Origin of the sequence: Nocardia sp. NPDC056611, assembly GCF_042792755.1 — a bacterium.
Classification (GTDB): domain Bacteria; phylum Actinomycetota; class Actinomycetes; order Mycobacteriales; family Mycobacteriaceae; genus Nocardia.
Genome location: NZ_JBHTVV010000001.1, coordinates 649187 through 671652, shown reverse-complemented (window position 1 = coordinate 671652; position 22466 = coordinate 649187). Strand labels below are relative to the sequence as shown.

Annotated in this window: 23 protein-coding genes; 10 read left to right on the top strand and 13 right to left on the bottom strand. The window is 68.7% G+C overall.

The features are described from left to right. Window positions 1-9: 9 nt before the first annotated feature. Entirely contained in the window at window positions 10-219 is a 210-nt protein-coding gene (locus tag ACFRAQ_RS03000) for a hypothetical protein (RefSeq protein WP_213559533.1), read from the bottom strand. Window positions 220-358: 139 nt separating this feature from the next. On the opposite strand from ACFRAQ_RS03000, the gene ACFRAQ_RS02995 reads away from it, so the two are divergent. Then, window positions 359-1054 (top strand): hypothetical protein, encoded by a 696-nt coding sequence (locus tag ACFRAQ_RS02995; protein ID WP_357280171.1) that lies wholly within the window; start codon window positions 359-361, stop codon window positions 1052-1054. A gap of 124 nt (window positions 1055-1178) precedes the next feature. After that, a complete protein-coding gene (locus ACFRAQ_RS02990) occupies window positions 1179-1646 on the top strand; it encodes a VOC family protein (RefSeq protein WP_379093327.1) in 468 nt (155 codons plus the stop codon). 28 nt (window positions 1647-1674) lie between these two features. Here the strand turns inward: ACFRAQ_RS02990 and ACFRAQ_RS02985 are convergent, their stop codons facing one another. The 3 genes from ACFRAQ_RS02985 to mca all read right to left on the bottom strand — a co-directional run bounded on the left by ACFRAQ_RS02985 (window position 1675) and on the right by mca (window position 3874). Beyond that, a complete protein-coding gene (locus ACFRAQ_RS02985) occupies window positions 1675-2574 on the bottom strand; it encodes an alpha/beta hydrolase (protein ID WP_379093324.1) in 900 nt (299 codons plus the stop codon). Between the two features lie 131 nt (window positions 2575-2705). Beyond that, window positions 2706-2993: a hypothetical protein gene (locus ACFRAQ_RS02980; RefSeq protein WP_379095766.1), complete on the bottom strand. Its 288-nt coding sequence runs from the start codon at window positions 2991-2993 to the stop codon at window positions 2706-2708. After that, window positions 2993-3874 (bottom strand): mycothiol conjugate amidase Mca, encoded by an 882-nt coding sequence (mca, locus tag ACFRAQ_RS02975; protein ID WP_379095762.1) that lies wholly within the window; start codon window positions 3872-3874, stop codon window positions 2993-2995. Before mca ends, ACFRAQ_RS02980 begins: the two co-directional genes overlap by 1 nt. 173 nt (window positions 3875-4047) lie before the next feature. Between mca and ACFRAQ_RS02970 the strand changes: the two genes are divergently transcribed. Both ACFRAQ_RS02970 and greA read left to right on the top strand, forming a co-directional pair. After that, entirely contained in the window at window positions 4048-4464 is a 417-nt protein-coding gene (locus ACFRAQ_RS02970; protein WP_379093321.1) for a DUF4307 domain-containing protein, read from the top strand. Between the two features lie 247 nt (window positions 4465-4711). After that, complete coding sequence (gene greA / locus ACFRAQ_RS02965) at window positions 4712-5203, top strand: transcription elongation factor GreA (protein WP_357280179.1); 492 nt, start codon at window positions 4712-4714, stop codon at window positions 5201-5203. A gap of 110 nt (window positions 5204-5313) precedes the next feature. Here greA and ACFRAQ_RS02960 read toward each other — a convergent pair whose 3' ends face one another. Beyond that, a complete protein-coding gene (locus ACFRAQ_RS02960; RefSeq protein WP_379093318.1) occupies window positions 5314-6459 on the bottom strand; it encodes a cystathionine gamma-synthase in 1146 nt (381 codons plus the stop codon). A 95-nt stretch (window positions 6460-6554) separates the two neighbouring features. Here ACFRAQ_RS02960 and ACFRAQ_RS02955 point away from each other — a divergent pair, with 95 nt between their 5' ends. Both ACFRAQ_RS02955 and ACFRAQ_RS02950 read left to right on the top strand, forming a co-directional pair. Further along, on the top strand, window positions 6555-7730 hold the full coding sequence (locus ACFRAQ_RS02955; protein ID WP_379093315.1) for an acyl-CoA dehydrogenase family protein: 1176 nt from the start codon (window positions 6555-6557) through the stop codon (window positions 7728-7730). A 74-nt stretch (window positions 7731-7804) separates the two neighbouring features. After that, window positions 7805-8152 carry a DUF6401 family natural product biosynthesis protein gene (locus ACFRAQ_RS02950; protein ID WP_379093312.1) on the top strand — a complete coding sequence of 116 codons (348 nt, stop codon included), beginning with the start codon at window positions 7805-7807 and terminating at the stop codon, window positions 8150-8152. An 84-nt stretch (window positions 8153-8236) separates the two neighbouring features. Here ACFRAQ_RS02950 and ACFRAQ_RS02945 read toward each other — a convergent pair whose 3' ends face one another. Both ACFRAQ_RS02945 and ACFRAQ_RS02940 read right to left on the bottom strand, forming a co-directional pair. Next, window positions 8237-9439, bottom strand: coding sequence for a hypothetical protein (locus ACFRAQ_RS02945; protein WP_379093309.1), 1203 nt, complete (start codon window positions 9437-9439; stop codon window positions 8237-8239). Window positions 9440-9624: 185 nt separating this feature from the next. Next, on the bottom strand, window positions 9625-10188 hold the full coding sequence (locus ACFRAQ_RS02940; RefSeq protein WP_379093306.1) for a transglycosylase SLT domain-containing protein: 564 nt from the start codon (window positions 10186-10188) through the stop codon (window positions 9625-9627). A gap of 711 nt (window positions 10189-10899) precedes the next feature. Here ACFRAQ_RS02940 and ACFRAQ_RS02935 point away from each other — a divergent pair. Further along, window positions 10900-11823 carry a hypothetical protein gene (locus tag ACFRAQ_RS02935; RefSeq protein ID WP_379093303.1) on the top strand — a complete coding sequence of 308 codons (924 nt, stop codon included), beginning with the start codon at window positions 10900-10902 and terminating at the stop codon, window positions 11821-11823. 14 nt (window positions 11824-11837) lie between these two features. On the opposite strand, the gene ACFRAQ_RS02930 is transcribed toward ACFRAQ_RS02935, so the two are convergent. After that, a complete protein-coding gene (locus ACFRAQ_RS02930) occupies window positions 11838-13229 on the bottom strand; it encodes a cystathionine beta-synthase (RefSeq protein ID WP_357091799.1) in 1392 nt (463 codons plus the stop codon). Window positions 13230-13310: 81 nt separating this feature from the next. Here ACFRAQ_RS02930 and ACFRAQ_RS02925 point away from each other — a divergent pair, with 81 nt between their 5' ends. The 3 genes from ACFRAQ_RS02925 to ACFRAQ_RS02915 all read left to right on the top strand — a co-directional run bounded on the left by ACFRAQ_RS02925 (window position 13311) and on the right by ACFRAQ_RS02915 (window position 15673). Further along, window positions 13311-13775, top strand: a complete 465-nt coding sequence (locus ACFRAQ_RS02925) for a hypothetical protein (RefSeq protein WP_379093300.1) — start codon at window positions 13311-13313, stop codon at window positions 13773-13775. A 182-nt stretch (window positions 13776-13957) separates the two neighbouring features. Beyond that, a complete protein-coding gene (locus tag ACFRAQ_RS02920) occupies window positions 13958-15175 on the top strand; it encodes an acetyl-CoA C-acetyltransferase (protein ID WP_357280193.1) in 1218 nt (405 codons plus the stop codon). A 159-nt stretch (window positions 15176-15334) separates the two neighbouring features. Next, window positions 15335-15673 carry a DUF1330 domain-containing protein gene (locus ACFRAQ_RS02915; RefSeq protein WP_379093297.1) on the top strand — a complete coding sequence of 113 codons (339 nt, stop codon included), beginning with the start codon at window positions 15335-15337 and terminating at the stop codon, window positions 15671-15673. Between the two features lie 90 nt (window positions 15674-15763). Here the strand turns inward: ACFRAQ_RS02915 and ACFRAQ_RS02910 are convergent, their stop codons facing one another. The 5 genes from ACFRAQ_RS02910 to ACFRAQ_RS02890 form a co-directional block, all read right to left on the bottom strand. Beyond that, entirely contained in the window at window positions 15764-16627 is an 864-nt protein-coding gene (locus ACFRAQ_RS02910) for a Bax inhibitor-1/YccA family protein (protein ID WP_379093294.1), read from the bottom strand. A 140-nt stretch (window positions 16628-16767) separates the two neighbouring features. After that, a complete protein-coding gene (locus tag ACFRAQ_RS02905; protein WP_379095759.1) occupies window positions 16768-17694 on the bottom strand; it encodes an LLM class F420-dependent oxidoreductase in 927 nt (308 codons plus the stop codon). Between the two features lie 14 nt (window positions 17695-17708). Next, complete coding sequence (locus ACFRAQ_RS02900; protein ID WP_379093291.1) at window positions 17709-18857, bottom strand: class I SAM-dependent methyltransferase; 1149 nt, start codon at window positions 18855-18857, stop codon at window positions 17709-17711. 92 nt (window positions 18858-18949) lie between these two features. Then, window positions 18950-20377, bottom strand: a complete 1428-nt coding sequence (locus ACFRAQ_RS02895) for an MDR family MFS transporter (protein WP_379093288.1) — start codon at window positions 20375-20377, stop codon at window positions 18950-18952. A 354-nt stretch (window positions 20378-20731) separates the two neighbouring features. Next, the gene (locus ACFRAQ_RS02890; protein WP_379093285.1) at window positions 20732-22408 is read right to left on the bottom strand and encodes a DUF885 domain-containing protein; all 1677 of its coding nucleotides are present in this window, start codon (window positions 22406-22408) and stop codon (window positions 20732-20734) included. Between the last annotated feature and the right edge of the window lie 58 nt (window positions 22409-22466).

Sequence of the window (22466 nt, the reverse complement as noted above, 5' to 3'; positions counted from 1 at the left end):
GATGCACCTTCATTTCACGGGAACGACTTCGACGGTCCGGCCACCCAGACTGCCGACCACGAGCACCTGAGCGTGCTTGGGAATCGTCGACTCGCTGTCGGCGGCGCGCGCCAGGAACCGTTCGGACCCGGCCCGCACCTCGATCAACACCTCCCCGAGGTGGCCTGGGGTGATCGCGGCCGTCACCCGCGCGAACTTGCCGATCACATCCGCCGCCATCAACCCCACCCCCCGGAACCGCAGCTGTTCGACAGCACAAACGCTAATCCCGCGCCGGGCACCCGGAAATTTCCTTTACGAAAAACTAACGGGTGCAACCGGTCAGCGGGCTCCGATACGCACCCTGCATGATGGGTTCATGCTCCCCACCGACCGCCTCGCTCAGGTAGACCGCCGTCCCGCCGTGATCGATACCCCGCTCGGAATCGTGGGGTTCGGCGTCACCGTCGGGTCGGAGCTGCTGCCCGCCGGCCCGAACACGCTGTGGCGCTTGCCGAACGGGTCGCATCTGCACCGGTGGCGGCATCGGGACGCCACCGTCGACCTGTTGGTCGGGAGTATCGAGATGCCCGCCTGGGACGGGGGCGCACCGGTCGCGCTGTGGGCCGGGATCTGGCAGGTGAAGGCGCACAGCGCGGTGCCGGGACTAGTGTTCACGGCCGAATTGACCGATCTGCCCGCCGGGACCACCAGCGGCCCGGACACCGGTGAGTGCCTCGCGGCGGTGAGCATCGAGAACGACCACTTCATGGTGTGCATCGGCGGCCCGGACTCGGAACTGCTGGCCCTGCAGGCCGAGGACGCGCGCCTCATGCCCGGCAGCTGGGCGCACCAGATCCACGCCGACGACCACGACACCGAATACGGTGTCCGCTACCGGGATCCGGCCCGGATCGAATGGCACCTGCCCGGCCTGGCCACCGACGAGGCCGCCCGCCTGTGCGTGGCGACCGCCTGGTGCCCGCGCGACGACGACCGCCCGGCCGCCTGGTTCGCCGTCGACATCCCCCTCGACACCGCCTACCTCCACCTCACCGCCGACCCGGCGGTCTGACCCGGCGGCGTAACGGCCATCATTCCGCCGGTCCGGCGCCATTACACGCCACGGCGGCCGGGAAGTGGCATCCTTGCGGGGTTCCCGCCCGACGACACCGCGCGCACCGAATCAGGAGCCACCCATGGCCGGACTCGTCCGCATCCGCCACGTCAAGCTGCCGGTCAGCGATCTGGCGCGCAGCGTCGCCTGGTACACCGACCTACTCGACCTGCGCCTGGCCGGGGAATTACGCGAAGAGGGCGAACTGCGCGGCGCGCAGCTCATGCACCCCAGCGGATTCGGCATCGCGCTGCGTGAACGCGAATACTGCGCCGGGCAACCGGATCTCGGCGGCTTCGACGCCTTCGCGCTGGAAGTCGACTCCGTCGACGACCTGCACGCGTTCGCCGCCCGCGCCGACGAACTCGACTACACCCGCGGCGAGGTCTTCGACCGCGGCGATTACGGCGCGGTCCTCGACCTCTTCGACCCCGACAACACGGTGGTCCGACTGCTCGCCAACAATCCCTTCCACGCCGGGCGATTCCTCGGCGTGGACACCGACGGCAAGGGCGGATTCACCCGCTACGACCAGCCGACCCTGGAGTAAAACCCGGCGACTCCGGACCGGGACCGGCTCAGCCCAGGCGCTTGCGCACGAAGGCCGCGATCTCCTCGGTGGCCGCGGCCGCTTCCGGGGTGTCCCGCATGATCACGTAGACGTGCGGGAGACCCTCCCCCAACGTCAACGCCACCTCCACCCCCGCCTCACGCGCGGCGGCCGCGATGCCCTCGGCATCACTGAGCAGCAGTTCGGCCGTCCCCGCCTGGATCAGCAACGGAGGCAACCCGGTCAGATCCCCGAAAAGCGGTGAGGCCGAAGGAATCCGCGGATCCGCGCCGTCCAGATAGGTCGCGAAGATCCCGCGCAGCATGCCCGGCGTGAAGATCGCGTCCTGCCCGTCACGCTCGGTCATGGAGACCCCGGACCCGCTCATATCCAACGCGGGCGAGAGCAGCACCGCCGCCGCGGGCAGCTCCGCCCCGGCATCGCGCAACTCCAGCAGCAGCGCCGCCACCAGATTGCCACCCGACGAATCACCCGCCAGCGCAATGGAACTCGCGGCGACGCCCTGGTCCTCCCGCAACCAGCGCCACAGCGCGCGAATGTCCTCGACCGGCGCCGGATACGGGTGCTCGGGCGTCAACCGGTATTCCGGGAACAGCACCCGCGCCCCGGCCGCCCGGCCCAGCCGCGCCGCCAGCTCGCCGTGACTGTCGAGCGAGCCCAGCGTGAAACCGCCACCGTGCACGTACACCAGCACCCGGTCCGGCGAGGTGCCCGGCGCGTCCAGCCAGTACGCGGGGACGCCCGCCGCCGACACCGCGCTCACCCGAACATCATCGGGAACCGCGTACTTCCGGCCCGCGGGCAGGAAACCGGCCCGGAGTTCCGCCAGGGACGGCGGGGTGTCGGGCCGGGCTGCCCGGCGCTGCTCGAACTGTTCGATGAACTCGTGCATCTCCGGGCTCGGCATCGCGATTTCCCTTTCCACTCCGGCTTTTTCGCTCTCCGGAGCGGAAACGGCAGCGTGACCGGAATTGTTCCGGGCGCCGGGAAACGACAACGCCCCCGGTCCATCGACCGGGGGCGCTGCACATCGTCGGATCAGGCCGTGCCGTTGGTGGCTTCCGGCTTGGACTCGCTGCGCGGCGACGCGTCGTCGTCCTCCTGCGCGGCGATCCCGTGCTCGGTGCCCTCGTCGGCTTCCTGATCCGCCTCCGGGTGCTCCGGGGAGAACTCGGCGGGCAGATTCTTGATGTGCTTGTTCATGTTCCGGATGAGCAGGATGGTGCCCGCCAGCAACACCAGCACGATCACCAGACCCAGCGGAGACGCCTTGCCGAACTCCGGGCCGGTGGGCGAATTGTTGGTCTGGGCGAGCAGGGTGAGCATCATCGGGCGGCGTCCTCGGTGTCGGCGTCGTCGATGCCCGCGAACAGGTCGGTCTCCGGGATCGCGGTCTTGACGCGGGTCTTGGCCAGCTCGAACTCCTCGGTCGGCCACAGCCGCTGCTGCATCTCCGTCGGCACCGCGAAGAAGGCGCCATTGGGGTCGATCTGGGTGGCGTGGGCGCGCAGCGCGTCGTCCCGCGCCGGGAAGTACTTGGCGCACTCGACCTGGGTGGTCACCCGGGCCATGATGTCGCCGCGCTCGGCGGCGTACTTGCGCATCCGGTCCATCCACTCCTGCATGGGGAACGGTTCGCCGATGCGCTCGTACTCGGCGGCGAAGACCTCGAGCCGGGCCAGGCTGAAGCCGTGGTCGTAGTACAGCTTCAGCGGCGTCCAGGGCTCACCCGCGTCGGGGAACCGCTCCGGATCGCCGGCGGCCTCGAAGGCCGCGACCGACACCTGGTGGCACATGATGTGGTCCGGGTGCGGGTAGCCGCCCATCTCGTCATAGGTGGTGATGACGTGCGGCCGGAACTCGCGCACCACCCGCACCAGCGCCTCGGCGGCCTCCGCCAGCGGCACCAGCGCGAAGCAGCCCTCGGGCAGCGGCGGCAGCGGATCACCTTCCGGCAGACCAGAATCCACGAAACCCAGCCAGGTCTGGCGGACGCCCAGCGCCTCGGCGGCGGCGGCCATCTCCTCGCGGCGGACCTCGGTGATGCGGTCCTTGATGCCGGGGGTGTCCATGGCGGGGTTCAGAATGTCGCCGCGCTCCCCGCCGGTGAGGGTGACGACCAGCACCTCGTTGCCTTCGGCGGCATAGCGCGCGGTGGTGGCCGCGCCCTTGCTGGATTCGTCGTCGGGATGGGCGTGCACCGCCATGAGGCGAAGACCACTCACTTCTCGTTCACCTCACCGATCACGTTTTCACCTCGTAGCGTCGCGCTGCGTCAACTGGCACGTGCCGAGTCCGGACACAGGCATCGGATATCCATTCCCTATAGTTCCATCCGATCGTTGTTTGTTCCGACCTACCCCCCGGGAGCGTCCCCGACATGAGCGAAAGACCGGCCGACAGGTACGGGATAAAGCCGCGGAAGAACCGCCGCTGGCTGCCCTGGGCCCTCGGACCGATCGTCCTCGTCGGCGGACTCGTGGTCGCCTACCTGGGCTTCCGCACCTACGGGCCGCAGGACATCGAACCGGAACGCCTCGGCTACACCGTCGTCGACGACTCCACCGTCACCATCGACTTCAAGGTGACTCGCAAGGATCCCGGCACCGCGGTCGCCTGCATCGTGCGCGCCATGGACGGCGACACCGACGAGGTCGGCCGCCGCGAGATCCTGGTTCCCGGCTCCGACGCCGGCACCGTCCGCATGGACACCACGATCAAGACCGCCCGCCGGGCCGGCGCGGCCAATGTGTACGGCTGCACCGAGCATGTGCCGGCCTACCTGCGCGCCGGGTGAAAAGTCGGGTATGCGACCCGCATTGACGCTTCTACCTGCGCATTTTCAAATCGTGCTAAAATGACGCGATACACGGTTCCGGCGTTCGGAGCCGTGTTTGCTGCATTGACGGCCGGCGCTGTCGGGACTCTCCCCAGGGATCGCTCTGGCTGTCCAGGGCTGCTGTGTGCCCATCTCCGGATGGGTTTCAGCAGCGGGCATCAGGGAATCCCGGCTTGCCGGGGACAACTACTAGGGAGTGATCGAGATGACTGAGACCGTGACTTGGCTGACCCCGGAGTCGCACGAGAGGCTCACGAGCGAACTCGGCGCGCTCATCGCCAACCGTCCCGTCATCGCGGCCGAAATCAACGAGCGCCGTGAAGAGGGCGACCTCAAGGAGAACGGCGGTTACCACGCGGCGCGTGAAGAGCAGGGCCAGCAGGAGGCGCGTATCCGCCAGCTGCAGGAACTGCTGAACAACGCCAAGGTCGGCGTCGCGCCCACCAAGTCCGGCGTCGCCCTGCCCGGCTCGGTCGTCAAGGTCTACTACGACGGCGACGAGTCCGACACCGAGACCTTCCTCATCGCCACCCGCGAAGAGGGCCTCGGCAGCGCCGACCTCGAGACCTACTCCCCCAACTCCCCGTTGGGCGGCGCCCTCATCGACGCCAAGGTCGGCGACACCCGCGAATACACCCTGCCCAACGGCAAGACCATGAAGGTGACCCTGGTCTCCGCGGAGCCGTACCACAGCTGACGAACGCTGTATCGGCCGAAATGCACGAGAAGCGCCGCACCGGAATCCGGTGCGGCGCTTCTTTGTGCTGGTGGGAGTTCGGGGGCGAAGCCCCTGAGAGCCCCCGAGAGTCAGGCCAGCGCCTGCTCGATGTCGGAGAGGAGGTCGCTGATGTCCTCGATGCCGACCGAGAGGCGGACCAGGTCGGCGGGGACCTCGAGGGCGGAGCCCTCGGTCGAGGCGTGGGTCATCGCCCCCGGGTGCTCGATCAGCGATTCCACGCCGCCGAGGGACTCGGCCAGCGTGAAGATCTTGGTCTTGGAGCAGAAGTCCAGCGCCGCTTCCTTGCCGCCGTGCACGCGCACCGAGATCATGCCGCCGAAGCGGCGCATCTGCTTCTGCGCCACCGTGTGGCCCGGGTGCTCGGGCAGGCCGGGGTAGATGACCTGGGCGATCTTGGGGTGGTTGGCCAGGAACTCGGCGATGGTCTCGGCGTTGTCGCAGTGCCGGTCCATGCGCAGGGCCAGGGTCTTGATGCCGCGCAGGGTGAGGAAGGCGTCCATCGGGCCGGGGACCGCGCCCGCGCCGTTCTGCAGGAACGCGAACTTGGTGTCCAGCTCCTGGTCGTTGGTGATGAGCGCGCCGCCGACCACGTCGGAGTGACCGCCGAGGTACTTGGTGGTCGAGTGCAGCACGATGTCCGCGCCCAGCAGCAGCGGCTGCTGCAGGTACGGGGAGGCGAAGGTGTTGTCCACGACCAGTTTCGCGCCGCCCGTGTGGGCGACCTCGGCCAGCGCCGCGATGTCACCGACGTTCAGCAGCGGGTTGGTGGGGGTCTCCACCCACACCAGCTTGGTGTTGGGGCGCATGGCCGCGGCCACCGCGTCCACGTCCGAGATCGGCGCGACCGAGTACTCGATGCCCCACTGGGTGAACACCTTGTCGATGAGCCGGAAGGTGCCGCCGTAGGCGTCGTTCGGGATCACCATGTGGTCGCCGGGGCGCAGGTTGGCCCGGATCGCGCAGTCGGTGGCCGCCATACCGGAGGCGAAAGCCCGCCCGTAGGAGCCGGATTCGAGCGCGGCCAGGTTGGCCTCCAGCGCGGTCCGGGTCGGGTTGCCGGTGCGCGCGTACTCGTAGCCGCCGCGCATGCCGCCGACCCCGTCCTGGGCGAAGGTCGAACTCGCGTAGATCGGCACGTTCACCGCACCGGTCTGAGGGTCCGGATCGAACCCGGCGTGCACCGCCCGTGTGGAGAAACCCAGCTGATCGCTCATGCGAACAGCCTAAGGACGCGGCCGGTCCGCCCCGCCCCCGGGTCGGTATCGGCGCGGCGTTGTGGGCGTCGCGCGGGCGGTCCTATCGTGGGCGCATGGTCACCGTAGACGAGCTGTTCGCCATCGACTCCCTGCTCAGTGACGAGGAACGCGCCATCCGCGAGACGGTGCGCGCGTTCGCGGCGGAACGGTTGCGGCCACGGGTGACCGAATGGTTCGAGGAGGGGACCTTCCCGGCGCGGGAGCTGGCTCCGGAACTCGGCAAGCTGGGGCTGCTGGGGATGCATCTGGAGGGGTACGGGTGCGCCGGCACCTCGGCGACGGCGTACGGGCTGGCCTGCCTGGAGTTGGAGGCCGTCGACTCCGGGGTGCGCAGCATGGTGTCGGTGCAGGGGTCGCTGGCCATGACCGCCATCCACAAGTACGGGTCCGAGGAGCAGAAGCTGCGGTGGCTGCCGGAGATGGCGGCCGGGCGGGTGATCGGCTGCTTCGGGCTCACCGAACCCGACTTCGGATCCAATCCGGGCGGCATGCGGACGCGGGCGCGACGCGACGGGGACGACTGGATCCTCGACGGCTCGAAGATGTGGATCACCAACGGGTCGGTGGCCGATATCGCCATCGTGTGGGCGCAGTCGCGCGAGGGCGAGCGGGATGTGATCCGCGGCTTCGTGGTGCCCACGGACACACCGGGATTCAGCGCCCGGGAGATGAAACACAAACTGTCCCTGCGGGCTTCGATCACCGCGGAACTCGCTCTCGACGGCGTCCGGCTGCCCGCCGACGCCCAGCTGCCCGAGGCGCGGGGCCTGGCGGCGCCACTGGGCTGCCTGTCGGAGGCGCGGTTCGGGATCATCTTCGGCGCGCTCGGCGCGGCCCGCGACTGCCTGTCCGCCGCGATCGAATACTCACGAACCCGCGAGGTTTTCGACAAGCCCCTCGCCGCCTACCAGCTCACCCAGGCCAAGCTCGCCGACATGGCGCTCGAACTCGGCAAGGGCGAACTGCTGGCCGTGCACCTCGGACGGCTCAAGGACCGGCACGTGATCTCCACTGAGCAGATCAGCGCGGGCAAGCTGAACAGCACCCGTGAGGCCATCAGAATCGCGCGGGAATGCCGGACCATCCTGGGCGCGAACGGCATCACCCTCGAGTACCCGGTGCTTCGGCACGCCAACAACCTGGAGTCCGTGCTCACCTACGAGGGCACCGCGGAGGTGCACCAGCTGGTGCTGGGCGAGGCGCTCACCGGCTCGAAAGCCTTCCGCTGAGCGGGACTTCCGGACGAATGCGTGATATATCACACTCCATCCGCGCGCCGCGGGCGGGTTGCTAGCATCGCCGGGTGTTTGTGCCCGGCTCCGCTTTGCTCGTCGTCTCGGCGCGTAAAACCCTGAATCGACTGCAGCGCACCCACGGAGCCCCCGCCCTGGAAGCCGCGGCGGTCTTCCCCGGCGTCAGCGCGGTCATCGACCAGCACGCCGCCGCCGTCCGCGACATCCTCGACCTGGGCGTGGAGAACTCCAACCTGGTCCCGGTCAGCGTGCTGCTCGCCGGGTACGCCCGCGGCATCCTCGAGGACCTCCGGGAGGCCGAACAGATCGCCCTCCCGCGCTCTCCCCTGGACTGGCAGGACGCCGACTGGCTGCATCTCCGCCTGGCCGCCGTCTGCTCCCTCGCCCGCGCCTCCTGAACCCCGAACGAGATCAGGGAGCCGTCAGCGCGGGGAATCGACGAGATTCCACGCTGAGAGCTCCCTGATCCCGGAAGACGTCGGCTACATGTCGCCGCGATCCTGGTCGCCGTGCCGGTCGCCCCGCTCGGGGCGCTGCGCCGGGGGCGTCGGCTGATCGCTCTGGGGCATCCGGCCGGATTGCGATGGCGTCTGGCCGCTCTGCGGTGACGGCATCTGGCCGCTGTGCGGTGACGGCATCCCGGCTCCGGGCGCCGGCATCTGCCCGGACTGTTGCTGAGGCATCTGCCCGGTCTGCGGCGGAGGCATCTGCCCGGACTGTTGCTGGGGCATCTGACCAGGCTGTTGCGGAGGCATCTGGCCGCCGCCCTGCCCGTACCCGCCCTGCTGATACCCGCCCTGCTGATACCCCTGCTGTCCGTATCCCATTGCGCCACTGCCGGGTTCGGCCCATTTGCCCGGAGGCATCTGGCCCATGCCCTGGCCCGCCATGGTCGGCTGCTGCGCCATGGCGGCCCGTTGCGCGGCCATGGCCTCCTGGGCCTGACGCTGGCGCGCGGCGTCCTCGCGGCCGCGCTGATACGCCTGGGCGTGGCCCTTCACCTCGGGCATCTCGCCCTCGATGGTGTCCAGCCAGCCCGACCAGCGCTGCTGCATGGGCCGGATCAGACCGCCGCCGATACCGACGACGAGGATGCCGCCCACGGTGGCCAGGACGGTGATGAGGATCGGCATGGTGACCGAGGTGCCGACGCCGATCTGATTGAGCGCGGCGATGATGCCGATGCCCCAGATGAACACGGCCGCAATGCGTCCCAGCATGCGGCCGTAGTCCAGGCCGCTCAGCATGTTCGACACCATGTCCTGGACGACGCGGGCGATGGCGCCGGCGACGCAGACGATGATGATGCCGACGGCCAGTCGCGGCAGCCAGGCCACGACCGCGTTCAGCATGGTGCTCACCGGATTCGGGCCGAAGACGCCGAAGCCGAGTTGCAGGGTGATCAACAGGACCGCGTAGTACGCCAGCTTGGCGATGATGCCGGTGGCGTCGTAGCGGCCGCGGGCGAGCATCTCCCTGATACCGCCGCGTTCGACCAGGCGATCGAAGCCGACTCGGTGCAGGATTCGGGTCACCAGCCGGGCCACGAGTTTCGCGACGAACCAGCCGATGAGCAGGATGACCAGGAACCCGACGAATTTGGGCAGCCAGGTGGCGATGGAACTCCACGCGTCGGAGAGTCCTCGCCCGATCTGGATATCGATAGCCGAACTCGAGGTGTGCATGACCCCGTCCCTTCGCTATCTGTTCCGGCCGGGTGCCGGAACTGCTCCACGGGGCCGTTATACGCCGAGTCGATCGCCGGATCCGGCTGTTTGCGAAAGTGTTGCCCAATCGGATCGGACAACCGCCCGAATACGACGAATGGCCCGCCCCTCATCGGGCGGGCCATCGTGATGTCGTCGGTGGATCAGTACGCGCTGTTGACGTTGTCCATCGAGCCGTAGCGGTGCGCCGCATAGTTGCAGGCGGCCACGATGTTGGCGACCGGATCCCAGACGTCGAACGGGGTGCCGTCGACGTGGTAGGCGGCGAAGGTCGGGTCGATCACCTGCAGCAGGCCCTTGGACGGGATGCCCATGGCGGCGTTCGAGTCGTACAGGTTGATCGCCTGCGGGTTGCCACTGGACTCCCGGATGATGTTGCGGAAGATGCCGTCGTAGCTGCCCGGGATGCCGCGCTGGGCCATGATGTCCAGCGCCTGGCGGATCCAGCCGTCCAGGTTGTCGGCGTAGACCGGCGGCGCGGGGGCCGGAGCCGGCTCGGGAGCGGGCGCCGGGGCCACCTCGGGCAGCGGGGCCGGCATGGGGGCCGGAGCCGCGGCCGGGGCCGGAGCCGCGGCGGGGTGCTCGCCGGCCGACGCGAACTTGAGGGTCGCGGCGGGCGCGGTGGCGGCGGCCAGGGTCTGCTTCAGCGCAGCGGGCTCGACATCGCCGTTCGCGGCGCCGGCGGCGGTGAAGATGGAGCCGAACACGCCGAGGGCGAGAGCGGCGGCACCGGCCGTCCGAGCGGTGGCAACTACCTTGCTACGTTTGGCAGGGTCACTGAGAGCAGACATAACATTCTTGGGCATGGCGAATTTGGATTCCTGTTCGGTTTCGGGCTCGCGGGCCTGAAATGGCAGCGCTTGGTCACGCGGGCGTCTACCGACGCTCACCTGCACACTGCGGGCTGTTGTGGATGCTGTTGTGAAACCCGTTACGGGTCAATGGAGTTGGCGCCCTACCTAGAGGGCGGCAGCGAGGGTGACGGCCTCCCGGCCGTGAGCCTCAGCGCACCGATGTGGTGATCACGTTCCGCATGTGTGTTCACATCTCCTTGCGCCATCCAGACTTGCGGTCTGTTTCCGACAAGGTCACAGCTTGATAGCGCATAGTGAACGCAGACTGAATCAAAGGTTAACGACAGATGAATTCGGCCCAGGCACACGCCTCGGACCTGCATCAATACATGCGATGACCTGGTGATTCAATTAAAACCATTAAGTGTTTCAGATCACAGAACAATTTCGCCCTCGGATCGCGATATACCGACATTTGGCATATTTCGCGGCGTTCCACCGGCGTTTCGGCTCCCTTTGGTAACGGTCCAGCAAATCACAGTAGTTAGCTCAAATCACACACGTCACAATTCTCACGGCAGATAAAGACCTCGCAACGAAGTACCGCGCGAATGAGGTCGGAACATGGCATCCACCCTGGTCATCGAAGTGCCGGCGGCCCTGTCCCGCACTGATCCGGCCACCGGAAAGGCCGTTCGAGAAGGTTCTGCCTGGTTGCCGACGCCGCCCAGCTACGCCTGGCCGAGGCCGCTCGACGGGCGGTCTTCCACGCCGCGCTGCTCGGGGCCGCCGGGCGGGCACCTGGATCCCGACCTGGTTGTGGTGTTCGCCGCCGACCAAGACGCCATGTGGAGCGGGCCGGACCAACCGGGTCCGCTGACCGCGGTGGTGAGCGCAGAACCCGGGCTGCCCACCGCGATCCGGCCGCGGGACCGCGATCATCTGTTCCGGCCCCTGTCGACCGTGGCGGATCTGAAAGGCCGCTCTCTGCTGGGACATTCGACGCACACGGCCGAACTCGCCGACGCCGCAGGCGAACTCGGCCGCGCTGCCGTCTCCGGATCGATCTGGAACACCCCGGCCGACTCGGCCACAGCGGCCTGGAAAGGGTTCGGCCGCAAAACTATTGGACCGAACGGGTCCTGCGCCGCTCCCCCACCTCACCAACTGGCCGAGGTCGCCGCCGGGCGTCACGAACGGCTCGACGGCAGCGCCCACCACCGCGGCTTGCGCGTCCACGACCTGTTCACCGTGGCGCGGCTGCCGGAGGCCGCCGACGTGCTGGCCGCCATAACCGAACCGCCCGCGCCGACTCGCGCACAAACCCAGCGAGGCCGCCGCCCACCTGTCCGCCGAGGCCGCGCGCGCCGAATACCCGTGCGGACTCACCTGACGCGAGGGCCACGTGCGTCTGGCCACACGCGGTCACAGGCTGCTTCCCGGCTGAACCGGCCCGCCGGGGCTAGGTGGATCGACCGATATGGGCGGGGTGCGCCCCTGGACAGCGAACCGCCCGCCGGAACTTTCACGGTTCCGGCGGGCGGGTGAGACTTCGCGGTCGGCTAGACCAGCGCGTCGGTGCTCAGGAAGCCCAGCAGGTCGTGGCGGGTGATGACGCCGACCGGCTTGCCGTCGTCGACGACCATCAGGGCGTCTGTGCTCTCGAGCAGCTTGGTCGCGGCCGAGACCAGCTCGCCCGCACCGATCAGCGGGAAGGCCGGGCTCATGTGCATGGAGACCGGGTCGGTGAGCTTGGCGCGGCCCTCGAACACGGCCGACAGCAGATCGCGCTCGGTGACCGAGCCCGCGACCTCGCCCGCCATCACCGGCGGCTCCGCGCCGACGACCGGCATCTGCGAGACGCCGTACTCGCGCAGGATCTCGATGGCGTCGCGCAGGGTCTCCTGCGGGTGGGTGTGCACCAGGTCCGGCAGTTCGCCGGACTTGCCGCGCAGCACGTCGCCCACGTGCACCTCGCCGCCGGTGGTGCCGTCCAGGCGCGAGCGCAGGAAGCCGTAGGAGCTCATCCACTGGTCGTTGAAGATCTTCGACAGGTAGCCGCGGCCGCCGTCCGGCAGCAGCACGACCACCACGGCGTCCGGATCGCGCTCGGCGACCTTGAGCGCCGCGACGACCGCCATGCCGCAGGAGCCGCCGACCAGCAGGCCCTCCTCGCGGGCCAGGCGGCGGGTCATCTCGAAGGAGTCGGCGTCGGAGACGGCGATGATCTCGTCCGGGATGGCCGGGTCGTAGGCGGTCGGCCAGAAGTCCTCACCGACACCCTCGACCAGGTACGGACGACCGGTGCCGCCGGAGTAGACCGAGCCCTCCGGATCCGCGCCGACGATCTTGACCTTGCCGCCGGAGATCTCCTTGAGGTAGCGGCCGGTGCCGGTGATGGTGCCGCCGGTGCCGACGCCCGCCACGAAGTGGGTGATCTTGCCCTCGGTGTCGCGCCAGATCTCGGGACCGGTGGTCTCGTAGTGCGATTCCGGCCCGCCCGGGTTGGAGTACTGGTCCGGCTTCCAGGCGCCCGGGATCTCCCGGACCAGGCGGTCGGAGACGTTGTAGTAGCTGTCCGGGTCCTCCGGCGCGACCGCGGTCGGGCAGACCACGACCTCGGCGCCGTAGGCGCGCAGCACGTTGCGCTTGTCCTCGCTGACCTTGTCCGGGCAGACGAACACGGTCTTGTAGCCGCGCTGCTGCGCGACCAGGGCCAGGCCCACACCGGTATTGCCGGAGGTCGGTTCGACGATCGTGCCGCCGGGCTTCAGCAGCCCGGCCTTCTCGGCGGCGTCGATCATCTTGACGGCGATGCGGTCCTTCGAGCTGCCGCCCGGGTTGAGGTACTCGACCTTCGCCGCCACCAGTCCCGAGTTCGGCCCCACCACGGAGTTCAACCGGACGAGCGGGGTGTTTCCGATCAGATCGACGACATGGTTAGCGATGCGCATACCCATCATCGTTGCAGAAAGGAGATGCGGGCCTTCGCGCACGTCGGCGATATCACGCTTACCGGAAATTACCATCGCCCCATGAGGATGCCGACGAGCGTGGCCGCCGCCTCCCTGCTGACCGTTCTCGGCAGCACGACCATGATCATCTCCGCCGCTCCCGCCACCGCCGGAACCATCGAGTTTCCGCAGGTCCCGAGCATGTACCACGATGCGATGCTGTGCGGCGGCACTATCCGATCCTGGGCCGAGACCAGCCCGCAGTGGCCCGGCCGGGCGATCGTGAACGTGCAGGCGCTGCCGGTCGCCGGGTTCGATCCGGGCGAGTTCTCCTTCGCGCCGATGTGTGAGACCACCGCCACCGTCGCCTGGCGCAACATGAACACCGGCGCCGCCGGCGAATATCGAGTTCCCGTCCTCGCGGGCTTCTACGGCAGCGAGCACTACGCGTTGTTCCAGGACACCGGACCCGGGCACATCGTCGTCACCGTCTACACCGACATGGCGAACATCCCGTCCCACAGCACTTTTGATGTCCCCTCGTGAACGCGAACGTGCCCTACCCCTTCTCGACTCGTGCCGCGCTGCCGCAGGCAGTGCGGCACGAGAGCCGCGCGAGTGCGATTTCCCACAGACCAGTGGATGGGATACCGGCATACCGGATGTAGGACACGAAACACACCCGTCGTAAATTCGAAGAGGATCACCCCAGCAAAAAAGGAGTCCTCATGGCTGAGGCCGTCATCGTTTCGTACGCCCGCTCGCCGATCGGCCGCGCCGGCAAGGGTTCTCTGGTGAGCATGCGACCGGACGATCTGGCCGCGCAGATGGTGCAGGCCGCCCTGGACAAGGTGCCGGGCCTGGACGTCAACGATGTCAACGACCTGCTGCTGGGCTGCGGCCAGCCCGCCGGTTACGCCGGTTTCAACATCGCGCGCTCGGTCGCCGTGCAGCTCGGCTACGACTCCCTGCCGGGCGTCACCGTCAACCGCTACTGCTCCTCCTCGCTGATGACCACCCGCATGGCGTTCCACGCCATCAAGGCGGGCGAGGGCGACGTGTTCATCTCGGCCGGTGTCGAGACCGTCTCCAACTTCCCGAAGGGCACCGCGGACGGCTGGCCGGACAGCCACAACCCGCGCTTCGCCGACGCCGAGGCCCGCACCCAGGCGACCAAGGCCTCCAACGCCACCTGGACCGACCCGCGCGCCGAGGGCCTGCTCCCGGACGTCTACATCGCCATGGGTGAGACCGCCGAGAACGTCGCCACCTTCACCGGCATCTCCCGCGAGGACCAGGACCACTGGGGCGTGCGTTCGCAGAACCGCGCCGAGGAGGCCATCAAGGCCGGCTTCTTCGAGCGTGAGATCACCCCGGTGACCCTGCCCGACGGCACCGTCGTCACCACCGACGACGGCCCGCGCGCCGGCACCTCCTACGAGAAGATCTCGCAGCTGAAGCCGGTCTTCCGCGAGAACGGCACCATCACCGCCGGTAACGCCTGTCCGCTGAACGACGGTGCGGCCGCGCTGGTCGTCATGTCCGACACCAAGGCCAAGGCGCTGGGCCTGACCCCGCTGGCCCGCGTCGTGGCCACCGGCGTCTCCGGTCTGTCGCCCGAGGTCATGGGCCTGGGCCCGATCGAGGCCGTGCGCAACACCCTGAAGAACGCGAACATGACCATCAACGACCTCGACCTGTACGAGATCAACGAGGCCTTCGCCGTTCAGGTCCTGGGTTCGGCTCGCGAGCTGAACATGGACGAGGACAAGCTGAACGTGTCCGGTGGCGCCATCGCCCTCGGCCACCCGTTCGGCATGACCGGCGCCCGCATCACCGCGACCCTCATCAACAACCTGCAGACCCACGACAAGCAGTTCGGTCTGGAGACCATGTGTGTCGGTGGCGGCCAGGGTATGGCGATGATCATCGAGCGCCTGAGCTGATAACTCGGCACTGACGCGGGCCGCTCGACCTCACGGTCGGGCGGCCCGTTTCGTTCTCCCGGGCGCCGGGCCCGCGGTATTACCTGGCAGGTAATCGACTTCGTTCCGCGTAGGCGGAAACATCAAGGGCAGCACAGCAATCCGATCGAGGAGCTCGAAATGCCCGGTTACGCCATCGCCAATCTGTGGGACGTGGACCTCAACGCCGAGATCGTGGAATACCTGGAGCGCATCGACTCCACGCTGGAACCGTTCGGCGGCAAGTTCATCGTCCACGGCGGCATCCAGCGGGTCATCGAGGGCCCGGCGAGCGCGATCGCCATCGTCATCGAATTCCCCGACGACCAAGCCGTCATCGACTGGTACGAGTCGCCCGCCTATCAGGCGATCCTGCCGCTGCGCCTGCGGAACTGTTCGAGCGTCGGCATTCTCGCCGCGCACTGCGGCGAGGATCACGTCGCCACCGACGTGCTGAAGGAGGTGGTGACCAACGACTGATTCTGTTCTCAGGCTTGGCTACACAGCAGTGGGCGGGCACCGGATTCCCGATGCCCGCCCACTGTTCTCGCCTCTTGTATGCGGCTATCGCTACCGGTCCTGGAAGTAGCTGAGCAGGCGCAGGATCTCGAGGTACAGCCAGACCAGGGTGACGGTCAGGCCGAACGCCACGCCCCAGGCCGCCTTCTCCGGAGCCTGGGCCCGGATGAGCTGGTCGGCGGCGTCGAAGTCCAGCAGGAAGCTGAAGGCCGCGACCGCGATGACCACGAGGCTGAAGACGATGGCCAGCGGGCCGCCGTCACGCAGGCCGAAGCCGCCCGAGGTGAAGAAACCGGCGACCAGGTTGCCGAGCATGAGCACCAGGATGCCGATCATGGCGCCGACGATCATGCGGGTGAAGCGCGGGGTGACGCGGATCGCGCCGGTCTTGTAGACCACGAGCATGCCGAAGAACACGCCGAAGGTGCCGAGCACCGCCTGCGCGATCAGGCCCGAGCCGCCGACGCCGCCGATCTCGACATTGGTGAACAGGAACGAGAACGAGCCCAGCAGCAGGCCTTCCAGCGCCGCGTAGCTGAGCACCAGCGCCGGGTTGTCCTGCTTGCGGCCGAAGGTCATGATCATGGCGAGCGCGAAGCCGCCGAGACCGCCGACCAGCAGGAACAGCATGGCGAGGCCGTGGTTGGCCGAGGTGAGCGCGTAGGACAGAATCGCCGTCAGGGTGACCACGCCGAGGGTGATGCCGGTCTTCTGGACGACATCGTCGATGGTCATCGGACGGGTGGTGGGCACGGCCGGCTGGTAGGGCTGCTGGTACCCGCCAGGGTACTGCGGCGGCTGCTGACCGTAGGGGTTGCTGGGGAACTGTCCGGCTCCAGGCGCCGAGCCGAAGCCGGCATAGCCGCCCTGCTGCGGCTGCAAGTTCCGGAAGACCGGGTTGGATGTGGAGCGCATTTCCGTGCGTCCCTTTCTGGAGTCGCGGCTCACGTCGGTCGTGGCCAGTGAAGCTATTCGTCCAACGCGTGATGGGGGCCCGGAGTTCCCGAACCCCACAGATCGGACTGAACGGACTTTACCTCAGCTTTACCGAAGGATCAGGTCAGTTGACCCATCACACGAGTGGCGATCAGCTCCAGGTGGTCCAGATCCGACAGGTCCAGCACCTGCAGGTAGACCCGGCGCGTCCCGGCGATCTCCGCGTAGCGGCCGAGCTTGTCGACCACCTCGTCCGGGCTGCCCGCCAGGCCGTTGGCCCGCAGCTCGTCCACCTCGCGCCCGATGGCGGCCGCGCGCCGCGCCACCTCCGCATCGGTCGCGCCGACACAGGCGACCAGGGCATTGGAGAAGGTGATGTCCGCGGGATCGCGGCCGATGTCCTTGGCCGCCATGCGGACCCGATCGAACTGGTCGGCGCTGGCCTCGGCGGACTGGAACGGCACATTGAACTCGGTCGCGTACCGCGCGGCCAGGCGCGGGGTCCGCTTGGCGCCCATACCGCCGATGATGACCGGGACGCGGTCCTGCGCGGGCTTGGGCAGCGCCGGGGAATCGCTGAGCGTGTAGTGCCGGCCCGTGAAGGAGAAGGTCTCCCCCACCGGCGTCGACCACAGGCCGGTCACGATGGCCAGCTGCTCCTCGAAGCGCGGGAACTTCTCGGCCGGGAACGGGATGCCGTAGGCGGCGTGTTCGGCCTCGAACCAGCCCGCGCCGAAACCGAATTCGACGCGCCCGCCGGACATGGCGTCGACCTGGGCCACCTCGATGGCCAGCACGCCCGGATGCCGGAAGGTCGCCGAGGTGACCAGGGTGCCCAGCCGGATGCGGCTGGTCTCGCGGGCCAGCCCGGCCAGGGTGATCCAGGCGTCGGTGGGGCCGGGCAGGCCGTCCGCGTCGCCCATCTTCAGATAGTGGTCGGAGCGGAAGAAGGCGTCGTAGCCGAGGTCCTCGGCGGCCTTGGCGACCGTGCGCAGGGTGTCGTAGGACGCGCCCTGCTGGGGTTCGGTGAAGATTCGAAGATCGATTCGTCCCATGAACCCTATTGTTCGGCGTCGCGCAGACCACACACCGACCGGGTCACAGTGAACTTGCGATTGCGGCCCATCACATCGGTTCTGCCGACCATGCGCTCCATGACGCTGCGGTAGTTCAGGTGCGTGTTGTAGACGGTCCAGAGTTCGCCGCCGGGGCGCAGGACGCGGCCGGTCTGCTGGAACATCTTGATGGCCGAACCGGTGTGCACGGCCGCACCGATGTGGAACGGCGGATTGCACAGCACCAGGTCGGCGCTGTTGTCCGGGGCGCTGGACATGGCGTCGTCGCGCAGCACGGTGACCCGGTCGGCGACGTCGTTGGCGGCGACGGTGGCGCGGGTCGAAGCGATGGCGGCGGCGGACTGGTCGGTCGCTGTTACCCGGATGCCGGGGCGGGCCTTGGCCAGGGCGACCGCGAGAATGCCGGTGCCGCAACCCAGGTCGATGGCGTCGCGGGCGTCGGGCTTCATCCGGCGCAGGTGGTCGAGCAGGAAGCGGGTGCCGATGTCCAGGCGCGGGCCGGAGAAGGCCGCGCCGTGCGCGACCACCTCCAGGCCCTGTTCGTCGAGGCGGTTGCGCACCGGAAAACGGGGTTCGCCAACGGGTTTGGGCTCGGCCGCGAGCAGGATGCGGGACTTCTGGCGGCCGCGGCTGGCGTGCACCGAGCCGAAGGATTCGGCCAGCACCTCGTTCATGGCCGGGGTCAGGTACTTGTCGCGGCCGCCCGCGAAGACCTCCACCTCGGGCAGCGCGAAACGCGCGATGGCGTCAGCGGTCTCGGCCAGACCGGACAGGGCCCGCGGCAGCCGCCACAGCACCACGCGTACGTCGGCGAGGAGGTCCGGGCCTAATTCCTCGGTGGAATAGCGATCGGATAGTCCGACAATTCGGGCATTGTTGGCGAGCGCCAATTCTCCGGTCAGCAAATCCTGATGCACGCGCACGCCGCGCAGGTCGTGCGCGGCGATCGCGCCGAGCGTCAACGCGCCGTAGCCGTCGTCGATCACCGCCACCCGCCGGTCGCCCACGGCGGCCAGCGAATCGGCGGCGACATCCAGCATGAGCCGGTCAGCGGCATCGACCGCGTACAGGTTCACCGCTTCGACATCCGGATACCGGCGCAACCGGCGCAATACGTCCTCGACCTCAACCACGCCTACAGTGTGCTAGATCATTGCCGGACTATTCCATTCGGCACCGCCGGTGGCCATTTTCCGAAATGGAATGACCTACGCGCAATTCCCGTTCACGCCGAATGGATTTCCGCCGCGATCCCGTCGCCCCGAGGCATGAACGCGGCCGCCGCGATCATGACCGCCGCCATCAAGGCCACGCCGACGAAGACCAGATGCACCGCGGGCGCGAGATCGGCCGCGGCCGGATGATCGGCGTTCCCCAGGCGCGCGTTGACCACCGCGCCGAACACGGCCACTCCGACCGCGCTGCCCAGCGAGCGGGCGAACATATTGGTGGCCGTCACCACGCCGCGCTCGGACCATTCGCTCTGCGACTGCGCCGCGATCAGGGTCGGGGTGGCGACCAGGCCCATGCCCATCCCGACGATGAAGCAGCCGATCGCCACCTGGGTCAGGCTCGAGCCCGTGCCCACCAGCAGCAGTGACGCCGCACCCACGGTGGCGAGGACGGTGCCGATCAAAGCGGTCGATCGGAAACCTATGCGCAGGTACACCTTCCCGGCCTGGGACGCCGCCAGCGGCCAGCCGAGCGTGAGCGCGCCCACGGTGAGTCCGGCGATCATCGCGCCGCTGCCCAGCACGCCCTGCGCGAAGGTCGGCACATACGAGGTGAGCCCCAGCAGGATCGCGCCGACCAGCAGCGAGACCAGGCTGCTGGCCACCACCACGCGGCGGGTGAAAATCCACAGCGGCAGAATCGGATTCGCGGCCCGCCGCTCCACCAGCGCGAACGCCACCAGCGTCACCGCGCCGCCGCCGAACAGCGCCAGGCTGGCGGCCGAATCCCAGGCCCAGGCCTGCCCGCCCTCGAGCAGCGCCAGAATCAGCGCGCCCGCGCCGATGGTCAGCAGCCCGGCCCCGAGGTAGTCGATCCGATGGCTCTGCCGCGGAGCGCTTTCGGTGAACTTGCGCTGAATCATCCAGCCGGCCAGCGCGGCGAGCGGCAGGTTGACGAGGAAGATCCACCGCCAGCTGACGTATTCGGAGAACACCCCGCCCAGCAGCGGACCCACCACCGAGGAGGTCGCCCACACGCTGGCCAGGTAGGCCTGCACCTTGGCCCGCTCCTGCACGGTGTAGACGTCACCGGCGATGGTCATCGCGATCGGGCTGACCGCGCCCGCCCCGATGCCCTGCACCGCACGGAAGACAATGAGCCCGAGCATGCTGGTGGCGAGCCCGCACAGCAGCGACCCGAGCGCGAACACCCCGATTCCGAACAGCATCACCGGTTTCCGCCCCACCATGTCGGCGAGCTTGCCGTAGATCGGCACGGTCACCGCCTGCGCCAGCAGATAGATGCTGAACAGCCAAGGGAACAGCGCGAATCCGCCGAGCTGGTCGGTGATGGTGAGCACCGCGGTCGCGATCACCGTGGAGTCCAGCGCCACCAAGGAGGTCGACAACATGAGCGCCGCGAGGATCGGCCCGCGCTCCGACCGCAATCCGACCGATGACTTCACATCCGCGACCGTCACCGGCAACCCCTTCTCCACGACCCGACTCACCAAGGAGTCGAACGCATCTCCCGGGCCACTATTCCCGCGGGGTCAGAACAGTCGGCGCTGCCCGACGACCATCCAGCGCGGCCCGAGCCGAGCCGGCCTGCCAGTCCGCACGGGGACGTCTCGGGTGGCGTGCTGCCCGCGGGTGCGGGTTGGATGTCGACAGCGACCGTCATCGTCTGCCCGGCGTACTCGACGGACAGGACGTGATGTCCGGCCGTGTCCGGGACCAACGTGATGCCCGCCCATGGCCGCCTCTCACTGTCGCCGACATGCGCCGATTCCGTGCCCGTAATGCACTGGCCGTTGTCGTAGAAGCTCACCCATTCAGAGCTCGGCCGCCAGATCGCGCAGGACCGGCAGGCTGACCGAGCCGGCGCCGAGGACCTTGTCGTGGAAAGCCTTGATGTCGAAGGCGGTTCCCAGGCGCTCGGCGACCTGCGCGCGCTGGCGGCGGATCTCGAGCTGGCCGACCTTGTAGGCGACCGCCTGGCCGGGCATGGCGATGTAGCGGTCGATTTCGACGCGGATCTCCTCGACGCCGACGGGGGCGTTGGCGACCATGAAGTCGATGGCCTGCTGACGGGTCCAGCCCTTGGCGTGCAGGCCGGTGTCCACCACCAGGCGGCAGGAGCGCCAGGAGTCGGCGGCCAGCATGCCGATGCGGGCGAGATCGTCGGGGTAGAGGCCCATTTCGTCGGCGAGGCGTTCGGTGTAGAGCGCCCAGCCTTCGACGAAGGCGGTGTTGGAGAACGACATTCGCTGGAAGGCCGGGAGGTGGTCGAGCTCGTTGGCGATGGTGAGCTGGAGGTGGTGGCCCGGAATGGCCTCGTGGTAGGCGACGGCCGCGGTCTCGTAGCGGTTGCGGGTGCCGGGCTCGCGCAGGTTGACGTAGTACGCGCCGGGGCGGGAGCCGTCGGCGGCCGGAGGGAAATAGTAGGCCGCGGGCGCGTCGGCGGCGAGGAAGTCGGGAACGGGCAGGATGTCGCAGGATTGGCGCGGCAGGCGGCCGAACCAGCGGGGCATCTCGGCCTCGGCGGCGGCCAGGCAGGCGCGGGCGTCGGACATGATGTCCGCGGCGTCGGTGTAGCGCAGCGCCGAGTCCTCGCGCAGCCGGGCGAAGATGGCGGTCTGGTCGGTGAGACCGAATTCGCGCCCGCCGATCTCCTCGTATTCGGCCCGCAGCCCGGCCAATTCGTCCAGGCCCAGCTGGTGGATCTCGTCCGCGCCGAGGTCGGGCAGCGTGGTGTGCCGTTGCAGCAGGCGGCGGTAGATGTCCGCGCCGTCGTCGCCGAGCCAGCACAGGCCGGGCCGCTCGTCGGGGCGGGCGACCGGCCGGAGTTCGGTGTCGAGCGCCTCGCGGTAGGCGGCGAACGCGGGCCGGATGACATCGCGCGCGACCTCGGTCAGCTCGGCGCGCCAAGCACTTTCGCCATCCCAGTCCGCCGGACCGGCGAGGGTGACGAAGGGATCGTCGGCCAGATCGGCGGAGAGGTACCCGTCGAGCTGGTTGATCGACCGCTCGATGGTGATGTGCGCGGGCGTGCGCCCGGCGGCGAGCCCGGCCCGGAACCGCTCCACCGCCTGCTCCATCAGCGTGCCGAACTGCCGATACCGCAGCACCAGATCGCGCGCGTTCTCCGGCGCGGGCGCGTTCACCTGCGGCGCCATGGTCAACATGGCCGAGTGCACCCCGGTCATCTGATCCGAGGCCATCTCCACCGGCCGCCACTCCAGATGCGAGACCGCCGAAGCCAATTCGGTCCGCAGCAGACTCCGCGTGGTGCGGTCCTCCGCGCTCATCCCCGCCGCGTCCAACGCGTCCACCTCGGCCAGCAGCCCCCGCCAGGTGCCGAGCAACCGCTCCTCCGCCCCCGCCGACAGGTCCTCGATCCGATCATCGAATCGCCTGTCCCCCAACAGGGTCGCCTCACTGGGCGCGGACTCCAGCATGGCGTCCCAGTACCGGTCGGCGAGTGCGATGAGCTCCTTGTGCGCGTCCATGCCGACCATCATGCCCGCGCCCGCCCCCGCGGCGGGGGCGCCGCGAAACTTCGCACCC